This is a genomic window from Desulfuromonadaceae bacterium (assembly GCA_019429445.1).
In the GTDB taxonomy this organism is placed as follows: domain Bacteria; phylum Desulfobacterota; class Desulfuromonadia; order Desulfuromonadales; family JAHYIW01; genus JAHYIW01.
This window is the reverse complement of record JAHYIW010000030.1, coordinates 1-16,321: the sequence shown is the minus strand read 5'-3', so window position 1 is coordinate 16,321 and position 16,321 is coordinate 1. Positions and strand designations below refer to the sequence as shown.

Genomic DNA, 16,321 nt, shown 5'->3' with positions numbered 1-16,321 from the left:
TAGAATAGCCTTCACAAGTTACGGAGACGGCATGAACACAAAATTTCCTCTGACTATCTACTACGACGGTAGCTGCATCGTCTGCGCGACAGAAATTGACCACTATCGCAGCTTGCAGCATCAGGGACGTCTGCAATTTGTCGATATCACCGCCCCCGATTTCGATGCCGCCATTTACGGTCGCACGCAGGGTGCGTTCATGGCCCGCATACACGTCAAAGACGCCGTCGGCAACTTTCATGTCGGTGTTGACGCTTTTCTGGAAATCTGGTCGGCGCTGCCGAATCGTGGTTATCGATTGCTGGGCAAAGTGATCGCCCTCCCCGGCATCCACTGCGCGGCCAGGTGCGGTTATGCGCTCTTCGCCCGCTACCGCAGATATCTGCCGAAACGCACGCGCTGCCAGGGCGACAACTGTGCGCTGCATTAATGCCGCGTGCGCTGCACGTTGTCTTACCCGCGTTTCCCGTTGATAACGTTTAAAATGTCGGTGCCCAATTCCCGTTTTTGCCACTGGCGCATAAGTGGCATGGAATCAAAATCGTCCAGTGTTTTTGGGATCTGGCGCGAAATTTCCTCCAGCAGGGCGTTGTTGATCAGAATTCCCGCGTCAAGTTCAAGGGCGATGGCCTTGTTTTTCCGCCATTCCCTGAGCGCCATAAATCGCTTCTCCGCCAGCGGATCTTTTTCTCGCCGTTCACTGCGTGGAAAGATGGGCAACGCCTCGGTCGGCAGGGCTCGGGCGGTGGCAACGATGGTCAGAAAGTGTTTGCCATAGCGTTCGACAAGGCGCGGGAAAAGCCCTTCCAGACCGGCCATCTCGTCCAGCGTTTCGGGCGCTTTTGTGGCGATTGCCAACAGCGCCTGGGGCCCAATCACCTTGAACGACGGGCAGTCACGTTTGCGCGCCTCGCCATCGCGCCATTGCAGCAGCCCTTCAAGGATCGCCAACTGCCGCCGATCGAGTCTGCCGGCGCCTTTGACCCGCAGGCATAACGGCCCGTCATGCTGCAAAAAGCGGCCTTCTTCCAAACGCAAAAATTCTTCCGTGACCCAGTCGCGCCGTCCGCAGCCGATCAGGCGTTTTTCCAGCAATGCATGCAATTTATGCAGATGGTTGGTATCTTCCGCCGCATAGTCGAGCATCGGCGCTGACAGCGGACGCATTGACCAGTCGGCGCGCTGATACTGTTTGTTGAGTTCGACCCCGAAATACTTGTTGAGCATGTCAGCCAAGCCGACCTTTTCTTCACCGAGAAACTGGCTGCTGATCATCGTATCGAACAACCCCCGTACCGTGAAGCCGAAATCGCGGTACAAACAGCGAATGTCGTAATCGGCCGCGTGAAAGATCTTGACGATGGCCGGATCAGCCAGAACTGCACCAAACGGAGTCAGGTCATCCGCTGCCAGCGGATCGATCAACACCGTCTTGCCTGGTATCGTCACTTGCAGCAAGCAAACTTTTTCATTGTACGAATGGAGGGAATCGGCTTCCAGATCGACGGCGATGATCGATTCTTCGGCCAGCACCGCAGCGAATTGGGCCACGGCGCTGTTTTCAGTCAACAATGGAATCACATCTTGTCCTTTTCAGTTTTTTCGGTAACCAGTTTGAGTACCTTTTTGTGTGCTCCGTGCAGTGCCAGGTCCGCCAATTCAAGCGGGGGCACCCATTGCCGGTCTTCCTCTTCGGCGACTTGCGGCAGTAACGACACGCGGCAGCGAAACACGGTGCAAGTCAGTGCAAAGTGACTGTAGACATGCTTCACCACCCCGAACCGTTCCGGTGCACCGCAAACACCCAACGTGGCAATGAGGCGGGAGATGACGGCAGCGGTGGTCTGCCTGGCCTCGACCGGAGCGGCGGGAAATTCCCACAGACCGCCGAGCATTCCGTCGTAGGGGCGTTTGCGCACCAGCCGGGCACCGCGCTGATCTTCCAGCAGCAGCACCACCTGGGCACGTTTTGGCACCGGTGGCTTCTTGCGTCGGACCGGAATGTCACCTTGTAAACTCTGCGCGAACGCCTGACAGTGCGCCCGCAACGGACAGAGCGGGCAGCGCGGCTGACGCGGGGTGCAAAGAGTCGCCCCCAAATCCATAATTGCTTGCGCGTAATCGTGTGGTCGGCTCACCGGGGTCAAACTTTCCGCCCGCTGCCAGAGTTGTTTCTCGGTCGCGCTGGCACGGGGATCGGTGGTCACCGCATGGAGGCGACAAAGAACCCGGCGCACATTGCCGTCGAGGATCGGGCCGGGCAGGTCGAAGGCAATCGACAAAATCGCTCCGGCAGTTGAACGACCGATACCGGGCAATCTTTGCAGCTCGGCCAGATCGGCCGGGAATTCGCCGCAGAAATCTTCGACCACTATGCGGGCGGCTTTGTGCAGGTTACGCGCCCGCGAATAATAGCCGAGTCCGGCCCACAGGTCGAGCACCGAATCGAGCGGCGCGGCGGCCAACGCCGCAACGCTGCTGAAATTCGCTAGAAAGCGCTCGTAATACGGAATCACCGCTTCGACCGTGGTCTGCTGCAACATGATCTCGGAGAGCCAAATACAGTAGGGATCGCGTGTGTTGCGCCACGGCAACGCGCGACCGGCGTCACGGTACCAGGCAAGCAGGCGGGAAGAAATGTCTTCAGCGGAAACCGATAAATCAGGCATGTTTCACCACGAAGGACACGAGGCACACGAAGAAAAAAAGGCAACCGGTTGTCAACTTCGTGAGCTTCGTGTCCTCCAGTGAGCAGCGCGAACGGGTGGTAAGAGGTAAAAAAATCAACCGATCTCCGCCAGTGCCGCCAGTGTCCGCTCCATCTCTTCGTCGGTGCCGATGGTGATGCGCAGCCCGTGGCTGAGCAGTGGGTCGGAGAAGTGCCGGACCAGAATTTTGCGGGAAAAGAGTGCGTCATAGACCCGTTTGCCGTCCTTGTCCGGGGGGAGGGCAAAGACGTAGTTCCCGCTCGACGGGATCACCCCGTAGCCAATTTTATTCAGTCCGGCGCTGAAACGCTCGCGCGTCGCGCGAACCTTGGCGACGCAGCTGTTGAAATAAGGCTGATCATGGAGCGCTGCCACCACCGCAGCCTGAGCGAGCCGGTCCACATTGTAATGATCGCGAATCTTGTCGAGGGCGGCAATGATCTCGGGGCGGGCAATGGCCAGCCCGAGACGCATCCCGGCGAGGGAATAGCTCTTCGACAGGGTGCGGGTAATCACCACATTGTCACATTCGCGCACCAGCTGCAATGCATTGGCGGCGGAAAAATCGGCATAGGCCTCGTCAACCACCAGTATCCCGCTGCAACATCCGGCCAGCTCCTTGATGTAGGCATTGTCAAAAGTCACCCCGAGCGGGGCGTTCGGACTGGTCAGAAAGAAGAGCTTGCCTTGATAGAGATTGGGAAAGTCGGCCAACGTCCAGTCTGCGGCGAAGCCGAATGTGCGCACCTGGGCCCCCTGAATTTTGGCCAGTGTGGCATAGTAGGAGTAGGAGGGGGCGACGTAGGCGACCTCTTCCCCCTCCCCGGCAAAAGCGCGAATCAGGTTATTGATCAGCTCATCCGAGCCGTTCGCCATGATCACCCACGATGGATCAAAGCCGTACAGCTTTGCCGCCGCATCACGCCCCGCCTGGCTCCTCGGGTCGGGATATTTGCGCAGGGTCTCGCCGTCATCGCCAAGTTCCGCGAGGATCGCCTCACGCACGCGCGGTGACGGCGGGTAAGGATTTTCATTGGTATTCAGTTTGATCCAGCTGAGCGCGTCGGGTGGTTGAAATCCGGGGATATAGGCGTCCATCTCAGCGATAATTTTACGTAATGGCAACATCAATCCTCCCCCTGGAGAAAATTTGTTTTTAAAAATAGTGTGCAAACTCAGTAAGTTATGATTTTAGGTGCCGACTGCGGCAACCTTAAACCACCCGTGATAAAGGTGCAAGCGCAAATTGCAACAGCACCCAAACACGAGCGCCCCCGCTCAAAACAAAACGGGGGCGCTGCATGAAACCCAGAAGTATCCTACAGAGGCATGACCCAATTATGCTCATCGGCAATTCGACCATATTGAATCCCGGTCAGTGCATCATAGAGCTTGCGGGTCAATGTCCCGATCTTCCCGCCGCCCAGCTCGACCGTCTGCCCTTTGTAGGTGAACTGGCCGACCGGCGAAATCACCACTGCGGTGCCAGTGCCGAACGCTTCACTGAGGCGACCGTTTTGAGCGCCTTCCAGCACCTCATCGACACTCAACGCCCGTTCCTCAACCGCCACGCCCATCTCCTTCACCAGTGTCAGTACTGAACGCCGGGTGATGCCATCGAGAACGGTTCCCTTGAGCGGCGAAGTGACGATCTTGCCGTCGTAGACGAAGAGCATATTCATACTGCCGACTTCTTCCACGTAACGTCTTTCTTTGGCGTCAAGCCACAAAACCTGATCACACCCGGCCTTGCTCGCCAGTTCTGAAGCGTAGAGGCTGGCCGCATAATTGCCGCCGGTTTTGGCTTCACCGGTGCCTCCCTGGGACGAGCGAACATACTCGTCAGAAATCCAGATTTTAACCGGCGCGATCCCCCCCTTGTAGTAGGCGCCGACCGGCGACAGAATAATATAACAGAGATATTGATCTGCCGGGTGCACGCCGAGCATTGGTTCGTTGGCAATCATCGTCGGTCGAATATAGAGACTCGTCCCTTCGCTGCGCGGCACCCAATGGGCTTCCAGGCGGACCAGTTGCCGGAGGGCATCGAGAAAAAATCCGCTATCAACTTCGGGCATACACATCCGGCGGGCGCTACGGTTGAAACGCTCAATATTGTCCGCCGGACGAAAAAGCGCGATCTCACCGTCGATGCGGCGAAAAGCTTTGAGTCCTTCAAAAATTTCCTGGGAATAGTGAAAAACCATCGCCGCAGGGTCGAGGACGAAGGGCTGATAAGGTTGGATACGCGCGGAATGCCAACCCTGTGCACGATCAAATTCCATCACAAACATGCGGTCGGTAAACTGCTTGCCGAAGACTAGCCTGGTTTCGTCTTCAATCGGTTTTTTTTGACTGTCAAGGGGCAAAATTTCAAGTTTCATGACGGACTCCTCAAGACGGGAATGAAAAATTTTTGTAGCATGAAAAACCGCTGTCAGGCAAGAAAATTGATTTTTCATGTGACAGTCAAGGGCCGATCCACAAGCTGAAGGAGCCCTGCGGTTCGGCGGGAATTCGATCGGCAGTTTACTATTACCAGAGTTGTGTTAGCTTTTACGGTAATGGCGCTGTTTCGCCAATCAGGTGCCCTGTGCAGATGATGCTCGGCATCAGGAATAAACGACGGCACTGGAGTGGACTATGAACGGAAAGAATGGTGGTGTGCACCGGCAGGATCGTTTACTCAAGGAGCAAACGCATGACCCCTACATGACGCACAGCAAGCTCAAGGAGCCGACCCTGTGTCCCGCGTGTAACGTGGTGTTCAGTGGCGGACGCTGGCAATGGCCGTCTGAAATTCCCGCCGCTGCCTACAGTAGTCTCTGTCCGGCGTGCAAACGTACGCGTGACAACCACCCCGCCGGAATTTTGACGTTGAGTGGCAGTTTTTTTGCCGGACATCACGCGGAAATCCTGAACCTGATAAATAATAAAGTTGAGGGGCAAAAGGCGCAGCACCCGATGAAGCGCTTGATGACCATTGACGAGCAAGAGGACGGGAAAACGGTGATAACTTTCACCGATACCCATCTTCCGCGCGGAGTAGGGCAGGCTATAGAGAATGCCCACGGTGGCACCCTCGATATTCATTATACCGCGGAGGCTGATGTTGTCCGGGTGTTCTGGGAACGCTGAGGCGACCAGTCTGAACCCGGCTGTTCGCTGCATAGAAGAAGCATTGTTGTGCAAGCGCCGACGTTATCAATTTTTTTGGGTGGAAACAGGACTCATGACAGTTGAAGAATTCATGGCGGCAGTTACGCTTTTTAAACTGCCTGAGCAGGTGACGCTGAGGGAGTTGAAGGCTCGTCATCGGGAACTGGTCAGAAAATATCACCCGGACAGTCACGGTGTCGACGATGCAGCCATTCGCGACATTAATGCGGCCTATACCTTGCTGTCAGGCTATTGTGCGGAATATAAGTACAGATTTTCAGCCGCAGAGTTTCTTGAGCAGTATCCTGAGGAGCGGCTGCGACAGCAGTTTGGCTGGGATCCGGTCTGGGGAGGGGCCAAGCCTGATTAAGGGGTGCCATGTATTCAGGTCACCGGTTCAAAGTTTTGCGTAACGTCAATAAAATTGTAGATCTCACCGGTTTCGATAAGATAGTGCCACCCGAGCAGTTTGATGACACCATTTTCTACCCGCTCGCGCACATAGGGATAGGTCAGCAGGTTTTTGATCTGCACCAGGATATTGACCTGTTCGGTCAACCACTCACGCTCGGCGGGGGTGTCTTCGGTAACCAGCTTGTCGACCCGCGGTCGCACCTCGGCTGAAACTTCCAGCCACTTGCGCACATGCGGCAGCTCTTGCAGCTCTGCGGTTGACAGGTTCAGCGCTGAACAGCCGCCGCAGTTGGAATGTCCGCAGACGACGATAGTGCTGACCCCCAGAGCCAGGACAGCATATTCGATGGCCGAAGTGGTGGAGACATATTCTTCGGTTTTGCGGTAGGGAGGGACGATGTTTGCGATGTTGCGGACAACAAACAACTCGCCAGGGCCGGTTCCGGTAATCAGGTTCGGAACCACCCGGGAGTCGGAACAACCGATAAAAAGGGTATGCGGTTGTTGCACCCGCCCCAGTTGCTGAAACAGCTCCTTGTGAGATTCGAAATCGTCGCGCCGAAAGCGCATGATGCCACGAAAAAGTTCTTTCACAATCTTTTTTACTTTAAGTAAATAATTTTATCAATAATTAACTCTGCTGAATCTCCATCCGTACCTCATCCGCGGCGCCAGTCATGAAAACGCGCGACCCACCGCAACAGCTTGTGTGGAGCATGCAAGCGTTTCCATTCTCCTGCCGTTGCTTTATTCACCTCAGCCAGGGTCGGGTAGATGTGCATCGTGCCGAGAATCTTGTTCAGGCCGATACCGTGTTTCATGGCCAGAATGTATTCGGCAATGAGATCACTGGCATGCGAACCGACAATCGTCACGCCGAGGATCCTGTCCGTCCCCGGCTTGGTCAGCACTTTGACAAACCCCTGACTTTCCCGGTCAATAACGGCGCGATCGATGTCTTTGAAATCATAACGCACCGCCTCATAGGGGATTTTCTGTCGTTTGGCCGCAGACTCATTCAGACCGACCTGGGCAACCTCAGGATCGGTATAGGTTGCCCAGGGAACGACGCTGTAATCGACGCGGAACGACTTTAATCCGCCAAAGAGCGAGTTGACTGCCGCGTACCAGGCCTGATGTGCGGCGGTATGGGAAAACTGGAACGGCCCGGCCACATCGCCGGCGCAGTAAATATGCGGGAAATTTGTGCGCAGGAAATCGTCAACGGCGATAGTTCCCTGCGGTGCCAGTTTGACGCCTAATTCCTCAAGCCCGAAGCCGCTGACGTTGGCCTTGCGTCCCACCGCGATCAATAATGCATCAAACTCTATTTCGACCAATTCATCTTTACAGACGCAGACGAGGATTTTACGTTTACCGTCCCGGCGGATTTCTTTTATGCCATGATGGGTGAGAATGCGCACGCCTTCGTTTTCAAACTTGCGTTGTATCAGTTCCGAGACCTCTGGATCGTCGCGCCCGAGAATGCGCGCACCCATCTCCACCTGGGTCACTTCACTCCCCAGACGGGCAAAGGCCTGCGTCAGTTCGCACCCGATCGCACCCCCGCCCACGACGGCAAGGCGTTTGGGTTGCTCGCGCAAGCTCCAGATCGTCTCGGAGGTCAAATAATCAATCTGATCAAGACCGCTGAATGGTGGCACGAACGGCCGTGCGCCAGTGGCGATCACAATATTGCGCGCGGTAATCGTGCGGCCGTCGACAGCAATCGTATGCGGTCCAACCAGGCGGGCATTTCCGCGGACACAATCCACTCCGAGATCGACATAGCGCGCGACAGAATCGTGCGGAGCGATTTCATCAACCACCTCTTTTACCCGTTTCAGAACATCACAAAAATCGAACTCCAGCGGGTTTTTTTTGAAGCCGAATTCCTGCGCCCGGTTGGCATACGCGGCCATCTTCGCGCAACGCAATAGCGCCTTGCTCGGCACGCACCCGCGATTGAGGCAGTCGCCGCCCATCGCGCTTTTTTCGATCAACACGACTTTAGCCTTGACCGCAGCGGCAATATAAGCGGTTACCAAACCGGCCGATCCGCCGCCGATTACTGCAATGTTGTAATCATATTTTTTCGATTTTGCTCTACTTTCCACAAGGCAACTCCTCGGCTGGACAACTATTATGTGTCGTTGGCATTATAGCTGAAGTTCTGAATTGCACCACTTTTCGCATATGCTCGTAGGGAGCAGTGGATCTGTTAAATAGAAAAAAGCAAAAAAGCTCCAGCGTCAATTGGAGGTTGACAGCTGACGTTCGCTGGACATAGTCTCATCGCACGGCGCGACTTCGTCGCGAAGCATAAATTGATGGGATGAAATAAGCCATGAAAAAACTGTTTATTGTCGGCTGTGGAAATATCGGTCGACGCGTGCTGGCCCTTGCCGGGGCGCAAGGAATTGCGACGTTGGCTACGGCACGCAGTCAGGAGAGACGTGCGCAGTGCGTGGCGTTGGGGGCGACAGTGGTCACCGCGAATCTTGACGATCCCGGCAGTCTGTTGGCACTGCCGACCGCCGGAACAACGGTGCTGTTTACCGCCCCGCCACCGGGCGGTGGCCATACTGACCCGCGGATGCGTAATTTTCTGGCGGCGATTGCAGCCGGGGACGAGCCGGAAAAAATTGTTTATCTGAGTACCAGCGGCGTCTATGGCGATCAGGGGGGGGAGCTGGTCAGCGAGGATACACCGCCGAATCCGCAGACCGCACGGGCCAAGCGACGTTTTGATGCAGAAACCGGGGTCCGCGCATGGGGCGCGAAACATCGGGTGCCGACAGTGGTCTTGCGGGTTACCGGGATCTATGGTCCGGAGTTTACACCGTTGATGCGTCTCCAGGGCGATCATCCGGTCTTGCGCCCGGAAGAGGCGCCGCCGACCAACCGGATTCATGCCGATGACCTGGCACAGGTCTGTCTGGCGGCTGCCGAACGGGGCGAGGATGGTGATATTTTCAACGTCAGCGATGGCCAGCCATCGACAATGACCGAGTATTTTACCGTGTTGGCGGAACTGTTCGGTTTTTCGCCCCCCCGCCAGGTGTCACTGGCGGAGGCGCAGCACGAAATGAATCCGACGATGTTATCGTACCTGAGCGAATCACGACGGCTGGATAACACCCGATTGCGCGAAAAACTTGGGGTAACGTTAAAATATCCCACCCTGCACAGCGCCCTGCCCGACCTGGCGCGGGAAGTTGCCAGTTTGCTGCAAAAGCTTGAATCCGGCGCAACACAGAACAAGCATTGATGGTTGCGCTCAGCGGTGAATATCCGACCGGCGATCCCCGCTGAGCGTAACGAACGCTGACGTGTCCCCGATTATGCCGGTGGGGTATAAACAAAGGTTCGTGTCGCGAGATCTTCGTCGAGACGCAACAAGCCGTTGCCATCATTGCCGATGCGGCGCAGTTTTTTGACAATCAGTCCGAAATTCGATTCTTCCTCGACCTGCTCGGTGACAAACCACTGCAATAATATTTGCGTGGCATGACTCCCTTCCGTTTTGGCCAGATCCATCAGCCCATTGATGCGATTGGTGACAAATTTTTCGTGTTCCAGGCTGTATTCAAAGGCCGCCAACGGTGAAGCATAGTCGTTTTTGGGTTTTTCAAAACCGCGCAGGTCGGTCCGCCCTCCGGCGTCGCAGATGAAATTAAAAAGCTTCTCTGCATGGGTCATTTCTTCCAGTGCTTGGATCCGCATCCACGCGGCGAACCCCGGTAAATCCTCTGCCTCAAAATAGCCGGAAATCGCCATGTAGAAGTAGGCTGAAAAAAATTCATACTTGATCTGTTCATTGAGTTCATCGACCAGTTTTTCGCTGAGCATATGTTGCCTCCTGAAGCAATTAGTTGTTTGCGCGTTTTAAATCATACCAAAAGACTCAAGCATGTCCAGCTTCGGTCCTTTTAAAAGGTGATGTCCCCGATTGCAATCGACCCGCGTCTGGGCTATGCTCCGCGCCAAGGAGCCTGACATGATCATTAAATCAGCCGAATTTATCAAATCAGCAACCAGGCCGGACCAATACCCCGCCAGTTTGCTTGCCGAGGTCGCTTTTGCCGGGCGCAGCAATGTTGGCAAGAGCAGCCTGATCAATGCCCTGGTCAACCGCAAGGCACTGGTGCGTACCTCGAATACGCCTGGCCGCACGCAGCTGATCAATTTTTTTAATATTAACGGTGAGTTTACCCTGGTTGACCTCCCCGGTTACGGTTTCGCCAAGGTGCCGCTGACGGTCAAGTCGCAGTGGGGGCCGATGATGCGCACCTATCTGGAAACCCGCGTCAATCTCAAGGCGGTTGTCACGCTCTTTGATGTGCGTCGTGTGCCGCGCGAGGAAGATATCCAGCTGCTCGACTGGCTTGAAGAGTTCGGTGCACCGACCATTCCGGTGATCACCAAAATTGACAAAATCAGTCGCAGTCAACGGGGCAAACAGATAAAACCGATCCTTGAAGCAACCAACCTGCCGCTGGAGGCATTTTCCCTCTTTTCGGCGAAGACTCGCGAAGGCATGGACGAAATTTGGGAACGGATCGAGGATGCCTTTGCGGTGGAGGGAGGCTAACCGCTGCAATTTCGCGCCACACCCTGAATCGTGCATAAAAGCTGCAACGCTACCGGCAAGTCCGCAGGAATGGCCAATGGGGGTTACTCCTTGCCGATTTTCCCCAGCAGCCAGGCCATGTTTTCGCCCAGCACCTGCATGGTTTTGATCCCTTCCTCGTCCTGTTCCACCTCACCAATCGCTTTGCCCATACCGAAGTTCCAGTAGCTTGAGCCGGGAATTATCATCTGGCTGATGGTGAAGTAGTTATTAATCGTCGTAAAGGCATGGTGAGCGCCACCGCGCCGCACCGCGACGACCGCCGCCCCGACCTTGCGGCGGAAAAGATCGCCATTGGCACGATTAACCATGCCGGTGCGATCGATCACGGCCTTCATCTCTGCCGAGACATCGGCAAAGTAGGTCGGCGAAGCGAGGATAATTCCGTCCGCGGCGGCCATTTTTTCGATACAATCGTTGATCAGATCGTTCTTGACCGCACAGCGCCGATCCTGTTTTTCCCAGCACTGATAACAGGCGGTACAGCCACGGACGATGTTCCCCGCCAGTTGAATCAACTCGGTTTCAATCCCCGCTTTTTCCAGTTCGGCAAAGACCTGGCGGATCAAAATTGCAGTGTTGCCGTCTTTTCGGGCGCTCCCGTTAATGGCGATAACTTTCATCGGGCGATTCCTTTCTTCCAGGGTTGGTTGCATGATTCGCTTCAGAGTTTCAACAGAAACAGGTTCATCAGCCCGATCAGAAAACCGAGCAGACCGCCAAAGAGGTTGATGTACTTGAACTGTTCCTTCATGATGCCGAGGACCAGATCTTCCACCTGGAGCAGGTCGAGCTGGTTGACCTTTTTCTCGACCATGCGGGTAATATCGAGGGCGTCGATCAACGGGGGAACTTCTTGCTGCAGGACATCTTTCAGTTGCAGATAGATCCCCTCCTCGAGCTCTTCACGCAGATCGGCGGGAATCCGCGCGGCAAGGTGACCGAGAGGGCATTGGTAGAGCCAGTAGTCGAACTTGTCGGCCAGGAACCGGTCGAACGCCTGACGGGTGGCCGGGGCGCGCAAGGTCTCCAGCAGGCGGTCGGCGAATGCATCCCGCATGCGCTCACGTCCCCGTGGCGGGAGGATGCCGTCGAGGAGTTGGTGAAACGGGCGGTCCTTGATGCGCTCAATCCCCGCTCCCGCCAGGCCAACCAGGCGTTCGGTGGTGCGCCGGTCGTGGAGCAGGGTGATGACACGAGCCCGCAGGTAAGTGCGCATCCCGGCGACTTTTTCGAACGGCATTTTTTCCAGATAACTTTTCAGCGGGCGGTCGAGAAATGCGTTAATCCGTTCACGCAGCATGGCCGCCACCTGCTCCTGGGTTGCGGCGCGTTGCAGCCAAATCGCAACCTCTTCTCCGGCCTGATCAAGAAAGTCGGGGATTTTAGTGTAGACCTTTTCCATATCGAAAAACCCGGCCAGAACCGCCGTCAGTCCGCCGAGAGAATCGAGGAATTTTTCGATCCCCTCTCTGGCCCGCGTGGTGAGCTGTTTGCGAAAGGCCGGATCATGGAGCATGCCACCGAATTTTTCCAGGAGCGGCGGCAGCTCCTTTTCCAGTTGGGCAATCAGTGTTTCGCATAAGTCATCCGGCAACAGTTCCTTGAGGGAACGCTCGCTGCAAAGGAGCCGGTCGGTCTGGCGATCGACGAATTGCTCAACGGCCATCGTCAAGGTAGCGGAACGCAGCGTCGTCCCGATGCGCTCGTCAAGGTGGGTAGACAATGCGGCGAAGCGCTCGGGCGTCATGAAACTTTCCAGGTCGCGACCGAGAAGCTCGCGCTCTTTAGCCGCCAGAAATTTGCGCAGACGGGCTTCGCAATCAGCGCTGTCAACCCACTGGCCGACGGCATCGACACATTTACGGCGCAGGATAAGGACCAGCTCGTCGAAGCGCGCCCGGTACTCTTTTGGAACCAGCGCCGCCGGGGGGGCGAGTTCGCGGTTGAGGAAATGGCCGAGCCGGTCGTGGAGCGCCCCGCGCAATTCGCGACGGAACGTCGCTGTTTCCAGGGCGCCACCAATATCTGCGGAGGTCAGCAGGTGGCCGCCGACGGTGTTTCCCATTCGTTGAGCCAGTTCCCCGCGTTTGGAGGGGATAATGCCGGGGGTCAGCGGGACGTGCAGCCCAAAGATCCGCCACGCTTTCAGCGGGCGGAAGAGCATCTTGATGGCGATGTAGTTGGTGACGTAGCCGATCAGTGCGCCGAGCAGCGGCGGTACCAGCCAGGGGAGATAGTGTTCCATGAATTGATGTACTCGCAAAAAAAATTAGATGGCTAAGCAAAAATTTTGTTCTACAAGGCCTGGTGGTTTTTCAGGGGCGAAGACCTACATCAGGTAGGTCGAGGTCCTGAAAAACCGGCGTAACACAGCAGGGCGGACTTTTTGCGATGCCATCATGATTGATTCGTTCCCGTCTTGTTGAAGAGCGGATATCATAGCGGGAAAGTTGTTGCGGGGCAAGGTGTTGCATTCAGAATGTAAACGCAATAAAGTAGCGACTATGATGCCGGATTCCTCTGCCAACACCTTTAATTTGTTTACCGTCCTTGGTCCCACCGCCAGTGGTAAAACCCGTCTCGGCGTGCAACTGGCACGGGCGTTGGATGGTGAGATTATCTCTGCCGATTCGCGCCAGGTCTATCGTGGCATGGATATCGGCAGTGGCAAGGATAGCGACGAGTACGAGGAAATTCCTTATCATCTGATCGACATAGTCGCTGCGGGGAGCGAATTCAGCGTTTTCGATTTTCAGCAACGGTTCTATCAGGCGTTTGCCGAGATTCGTGCGCGCGGGCGGTTGCCACTGCTGGTCGGCGGCACCGGGCTCTATCTTGAGGCGGCGTTGCGTGGTTACCGGCTGGTACTCGCGCCACTAAATCGCGCCCTGCGGGATGAGTTGGCGGCGCTGGACGATGCACAGTTGGCTGCCCGGTTGCACGAACTCAGACCGCAACAGCACAACAGCACCGACCTGGTTGAGCGCGAACGGTTGATCCGGGCGATTGAAATTGCGCTGGCCGAGCAAGATACAGCGGAGCATCTGCCCGCGCCGCCGCTGATCAATCCATTGATTATCGGCGTGCATTGGGACCGTAAGCTGCTCCGCGAGCGGATCACCAGACGTCTGAGTATGCGCCTGGATGGGGGGATGATCGAGGAGGTTGCGTCACTCCATGCCGCCGGAGTGCCGTGGGCGCGGCTCGAATTCTACGGGCTCGAATACCGTTTTGTCGCTCAATATCTGCAAGGGCAGCTCAATCGCAACGACCTTTTTCAGAAACTGAACAGTGCCATTCATCACTTCGCCAAACGGCAGGAAACCTGGTTCCGGCGGATGGAAAAGCAGGGGATGACGATTCACTGGGTCGCCGGCGCTGGCGATCCGCTTGCGGCGGCGCTGGCCGTTGTTGAGTCGCTGCGGTGAGTGTTCTGCCGGTAGCGGTGGCGCGTTATCTGGAGCGGCGGGCGATTGCCGGGCCATGGCATATTGCCGGAACTGAACGCACCGATTTCTGTGGCGCGGTGGTCATTCCGGCGCTGGCGGAGAGTGCCGAGCTTTTTGTTGCTCTAAAATGGCTGGCGAAAAACCCGCCTGAACTGCTCGAACAGTTTCTGCTGCTGGTAGTCATAAATCAACGCGAGGACGCGGCGGTTGCTGACAAAAGGGATAATGCGGCGACGCTCGATCGGCTGCCCCGCTTCGCCCACCGTTATCCGCAGCTCAAGCTGGGGTGGATCGATGCGGCGTCGGCGGGGCGGGAACTGGCGCCAGGGGACGGCGGCGTCGGGGTGGCACGCAAAATCGGGCTTGATCTGGCGTTGCAACGTTGCGACTACGTCAGGACACCTCCTGTCCTGGTCTGCCTTGATGCCGATACGCTGGTGCTGAGCAACTATCTGGCGGCGATCAGGCAGCACTTTGCGACGGCTTCTGCCGGGGGTGCGGTGATCCCCTTTTGTCACCGCCGGGGGGCTGATTCTGCAGGACAGGCGGCGATCGATCTTTATGAGCTCTATCTGCGCCATCATTTGTTGGGTTTGACGCTGGCACGGTCGCCTTATGCCTGGCACACAATCGGTAGCACTGTTGCCGTACGCGTTGATGCCTATGTCGCGGCGGGGGGGATGAATCGTCGCCAGGCGGGGGAGGATTTTTACTTTGTGCAGCAACTGGTCAAGACCTGCGGGGTTTCAGCGCTGCGCGGCACCTGTGTCTTCCCCTCGGCGCGGATGTCGAGCCGTACCCCGTTCGGGACCGGCCACAGTGTGGCGGAGTTGCGCACGGGTGAGAATAACGGGACATTTTTTTATGCGCCGGATGTTTATCGCCTGCTCAGGGAGTGGCTACAGGCCGCGCGCTCAGGCTGGAAAAATTCGGCCACAGAAGTGTTGCAGCAGGCGCGGATGATCGACCCGCGCCTGAGTGATTTCCTTGACGAGACCAATTTTGAAGACGTTTGGGGGCGATTGCAGAACAACCACGCAACGCCGGAAAGGTTCGCCAGTGCATTTCACGGCTGGTTTGACGGACTCAAAAGCGTGCGTTTGATCCATACCCTTTGTCCCGCAGCAAAACGTGTTCCCTGCGCAGCAAGCGTGCCCGAACTGTTGCGTCAGGTTGGAATTGTTGCTCCTGTCGAACCAGCGCGCCAATTAGGCGTTTTACGGCGTTTGCAAAAACCGCTATGAATTTTTTGTGTATATAAGTTATATTTGCTTGCAGTAAGAGAAACGTCCCTCTGCCAAGGAGGCCATGGTGCCAAAAGACCAGAATCCAGAAGAGCGCCCACCCGGCGATCAGCGCCGGGAGTTGCGATCACCTTTGCTGGTGCAGAATGTCAAGGTTGAGCCTGCCGGCCAGAAAGCCTTTTTTGGTTATGCCAAAAATATCAGCCGCAGCGGCATGTTTATCGGCACCACCAATCCTAAAGAGCCGGGGAGTCAGTTCAACGTTGAAATTCCCTTCCCGGCACCGATCGCAACGACGATCACCTGCGCTTGCGAAGTTGTCTGGCAGCGCAACTTCAGTCGTAAAAGTCAATACGAGCCGGGAATGGGGCTGAAGTTTGTTGATCTACCCAAAGAACTGGCCGAGCGTATCGACGCGTGGGTCAAGGACAAGTCATCGCTTATGTTTTCTCCGTGATCTCTGTGATCTCCAGTGAGCGAAGCGAACGGGTGGTAAGAAGGAACTGAATATTTCACCACGGAGGACACGGAGAGAATCAAAATCTTCTGGGTTGAAAATCAAAAACAAGTCGTTGCCTTTGATCTTAAGCAACGAGCAGGTGATAATTTCCAAAGCTGAATGGCGCGATATGAATCAGCGGTAGCTGACACAGGCCCTGATTTTGTTTCGTCATCTATATATTGCACTTTTTTTTCAACCGGTGTACCCTA

17 protein-coding genes are annotated in these 16,321 nt (G+C 56.0%); 8 read left to right on the top strand and 9 right to left on the bottom strand.

Annotated elements, in window-relative coordinates; all coding sequences use genetic code 11:
• Positions 1 to 31: 31 nt before the first annotated feature.
• A complete protein-coding gene (locus tag K0A93_11690; GenBank protein ID MBW6512752.1) occupies positions 32 to 430 on the top strand; it encodes a DUF393 domain-containing protein in 399 nt (132 codons plus the stop codon).
• 23 nt (positions 431 to 453) lie between these two features.
• On the opposite strand, the gene K0A93_11685 is transcribed toward K0A93_11690, so the two are convergent.
• From K0A93_11685 to K0A93_11670, 4 genes are all read right to left on the bottom strand, one after another.
• A complete protein-coding gene (locus K0A93_11685; GenBank protein MBW6512751.1) occupies positions 454 to 1,578 on the bottom strand; it encodes a ribonuclease D in 1,125 nt (374 codons plus the stop codon).
• Positions 1,578 to 2,669, bottom strand: a complete 1,092-nt coding sequence (gene mutY, locus K0A93_11680) for an A/G-specific adenine glycosylase (GenBank protein ID MBW6512750.1) — start codon at positions 2,667 to 2,669, stop codon at positions 1,578 to 1,580. The genes K0A93_11685 and mutY overlap by 1 nt, the downstream gene beginning before the upstream one ends.
• 114 nt (positions 2,670 to 2,783) lie before the next feature.
• Positions 2,784 to 3,836 carry a histidinol-phosphate transaminase gene (gene hisC / locus K0A93_11675; protein ID MBW6512749.1) on the bottom strand — a complete coding sequence of 351 codons (1,053 nt, stop codon included), beginning with the start codon at positions 3,834 to 3,836 and terminating at the stop codon, positions 2,784 to 2,786.
• Positions 3,837 to 4,027: 191 nt separating this feature from the next.
• On the bottom strand, positions 4,028 to 5,092 hold the full coding sequence (locus K0A93_11670) for a branched-chain amino acid aminotransferase (protein MBW6512748.1): 1,065 nt from the start codon (positions 5,090 to 5,092) through the stop codon (positions 4,028 to 4,030).
• 259 nt (positions 5,093 to 5,351) lie between these two features.
• Here K0A93_11670 and K0A93_11665 point away from each other — a divergent pair, with 259 nt between their 5' ends.
• Together K0A93_11665 and K0A93_11660 are read left to right on the top strand one after the other, a co-directional pair.
• Positions 5,352 to 5,846, top strand: a complete 495-nt coding sequence (locus K0A93_11665) for a hypothetical protein (GenBank protein MBW6512747.1) — start codon at positions 5,352 to 5,354, stop codon at positions 5,844 to 5,846.
• Positions 5,847 to 5,940: 94 nt separating this feature from the next.
• Positions 5,941 to 6,237 carry a DnaJ domain-containing protein gene (locus K0A93_11660; GenBank protein ID MBW6512746.1) on the top strand — a complete coding sequence of 99 codons (297 nt, stop codon included), beginning with the start codon at positions 5,941 to 5,943 and terminating at the stop codon, positions 6,235 to 6,237.
• 14 nt (positions 6,238 to 6,251) lie between these two features.
• Here K0A93_11660 and K0A93_11655 read toward each other — a convergent pair whose 3' ends face one another.
• Positions 6,252 to 6,875 (bottom strand): carbonic anhydrase, encoded by a 624-nt coding sequence (locus K0A93_11655; GenBank protein MBW6512745.1) that lies wholly within the window; start codon positions 6,873 to 6,875, stop codon positions 6,252 to 6,254.
• Positions 6,876 to 6,940: 65 nt separating this feature from the next.
• Entirely contained in the window at positions 6,941 to 8,428 is a 1,488-nt protein-coding gene (lpdA, locus tag K0A93_11650) for a dihydrolipoyl dehydrogenase (protein MBW6512744.1), read from the bottom strand.
• A gap of 200 nt (positions 8,429 to 8,628) precedes the next feature.
• Here lpdA and K0A93_11645 point away from each other — a divergent pair, with 200 nt between their 5' ends.
• Entirely contained in the window at positions 8,629 to 9,552 is a 924-nt protein-coding gene (locus tag K0A93_11645; GenBank protein ID MBW6512743.1) for an SDR family oxidoreductase, read from the top strand.
• 71 nt (positions 9,553 to 9,623) lie between these two features.
• Here K0A93_11645 and K0A93_11640 read toward each other — a convergent pair whose 3' ends face one another.
• Positions 9,624 to 10,133 (bottom strand): ferritin, encoded by a 510-nt coding sequence (locus K0A93_11640; protein MBW6512742.1) that lies wholly within the window; start codon positions 10,131 to 10,133, stop codon positions 9,624 to 9,626.
• 148 nt (positions 10,134 to 10,281) lie between these two features.
• Between K0A93_11640 and yihA the strand changes: the two genes are divergently transcribed.
• Positions 10,282 to 10,875, top strand: a complete 594-nt coding sequence (yihA, locus tag K0A93_11635) for a ribosome biogenesis GTP-binding protein YihA/YsxC (GenBank protein MBW6512741.1) — start codon at positions 10,282 to 10,284, stop codon at positions 10,873 to 10,875.
• Positions 10,876 to 10,958: 83 nt separating this feature from the next.
• Here the strand turns inward: yihA and K0A93_11630 are convergent, their stop codons facing one another.
• Entirely contained in the window at positions 10,959 to 11,537 is a 579-nt protein-coding gene (locus K0A93_11630; GenBank protein ID MBW6512740.1) for a flavodoxin family protein, read from the bottom strand.
• Positions 11,538 to 11,578: 41 nt separating this feature from the next.
• Entirely contained in the window at positions 11,579 to 13,162 is a 1,584-nt protein-coding gene (locus K0A93_11625; GenBank protein MBW6512739.1) for a DUF445 family protein, read from the bottom strand.
• Positions 13,163 to 13,421: 259 nt separating this feature from the next.
• Here K0A93_11625 and miaA point away from each other — a divergent pair, with 259 nt between their 5' ends.
• The 3 genes from miaA (at position 13,422) to K0A93_11610 (ending at position 16,067) form a co-directional block, all read left to right on the top strand.
• Positions 13,422 to 14,345: a tRNA (adenosine(37)-N6)-dimethylallyltransferase MiaA gene (gene miaA, locus K0A93_11620; GenBank protein MBW6512738.1), complete on the top strand. Its 924-nt coding sequence runs from the start codon at positions 13,422 to 13,424 to the stop codon at positions 14,343 to 14,345.
• On the top strand, positions 14,342 to 15,610 hold the full coding sequence (locus K0A93_11615; protein ID MBW6512737.1) for a hypothetical protein: 1,269 nt from the start codon (positions 14,342 to 14,344) through the stop codon (positions 15,608 to 15,610). The genes miaA and K0A93_11615 overlap by 4 nt, the downstream gene beginning before the upstream one ends.
• A 64-nt stretch (positions 15,611 to 15,674) precedes the next feature.
• Positions 15,675 to 16,067, top strand: a complete 393-nt coding sequence (locus K0A93_11610; protein ID MBW6512736.1) for a PilZ domain-containing protein — start codon at positions 15,675 to 15,677, stop codon at positions 16,065 to 16,067.
• The last annotated feature ends 254 nt before the right edge of the window (positions 16,068 to 16,321 follow it).

What these genes read in the sequence shown, in the direction of transcription:
- K0A93_11640 (MBW6512742.1), bottom strand. Translation starts at nt 10,133, where the DNA reads ATGCTCAGCGAAAAACTGGTCGATGAACTCAATGAACAGATCAAGTAT.
- mutY (MBW6512750.1), bottom strand. Translation starts at nt 2,669, where the DNA reads ATGCCTGATTTATCGGTTTCCGCTGAAGACATTTCTTCCCGCCTGCTT.
- K0A93_11630 (MBW6512740.1), bottom strand. Translation starts at nt 11,537, where the DNA reads ATGAAAGTTATCGCCATTAACGGGAGCGCCCGAAAAGACGGCAACACT.
- K0A93_11690 (MBW6512752.1), top strand. Translation starts at nt 32, where the DNA reads ATGAACACAAAATTTCCTCTGACTATCTACTACGACGGTAGCTGCATC.
- miaA (MBW6512738.1), top strand. Translation starts at nt 13,422, where the DNA reads ATGATGCCGGATTCCTCTGCCAACACCTTTAATTTGTTTACCGTCCTT.
- yihA (MBW6512741.1), top strand. Translation starts at nt 10,282, where the DNA reads ATGATCATTAAATCAGCCGAATTTATCAAATCAGCAACCAGGCCGGAC.
- K0A93_11625 (MBW6512739.1), bottom strand. Translation starts at nt 13,162, where the DNA reads ATGGAACACTATCTCCCCTGGCTGGTACCGCCGCTGCTCGGCGCACTG.
- K0A93_11610 (MBW6512736.1), top strand. Translation starts at nt 15,675, where the DNA reads ATGGTGCCAAAAGACCAGAATCCAGAAGAGCGCCCACCCGGCGATCAG.
- K0A93_11660 (MBW6512746.1), top strand. Translation starts at nt 5,941, where the DNA reads ATGACAGTTGAAGAATTCATGGCGGCAGTTACGCTTTTTAAACTGCCT.
- K0A93_11670 (MBW6512748.1), bottom strand. Translation starts at nt 5,092, where the DNA reads ATGAAACTTGAAATTTTGCCCCTTGACAGTCAAAAAAAACCGATTGAA.
- K0A93_11645 (MBW6512743.1), top strand. Translation starts at nt 8,629, where the DNA reads ATGAAAAAACTGTTTATTGTCGGCTGTGGAAATATCGGTCGACGCGTG.
- K0A93_11665 (MBW6512747.1), top strand. Translation starts at nt 5,352, where the DNA reads ATGAACGGAAAGAATGGTGGTGTGCACCGGCAGGATCGTTTACTCAAG.
- hisC (MBW6512749.1), bottom strand. Translation starts at nt 3,836, where the DNA reads ATGTTGCCATTACGTAAAATTATCGCTGAGATGGACGCCTATATCCCC.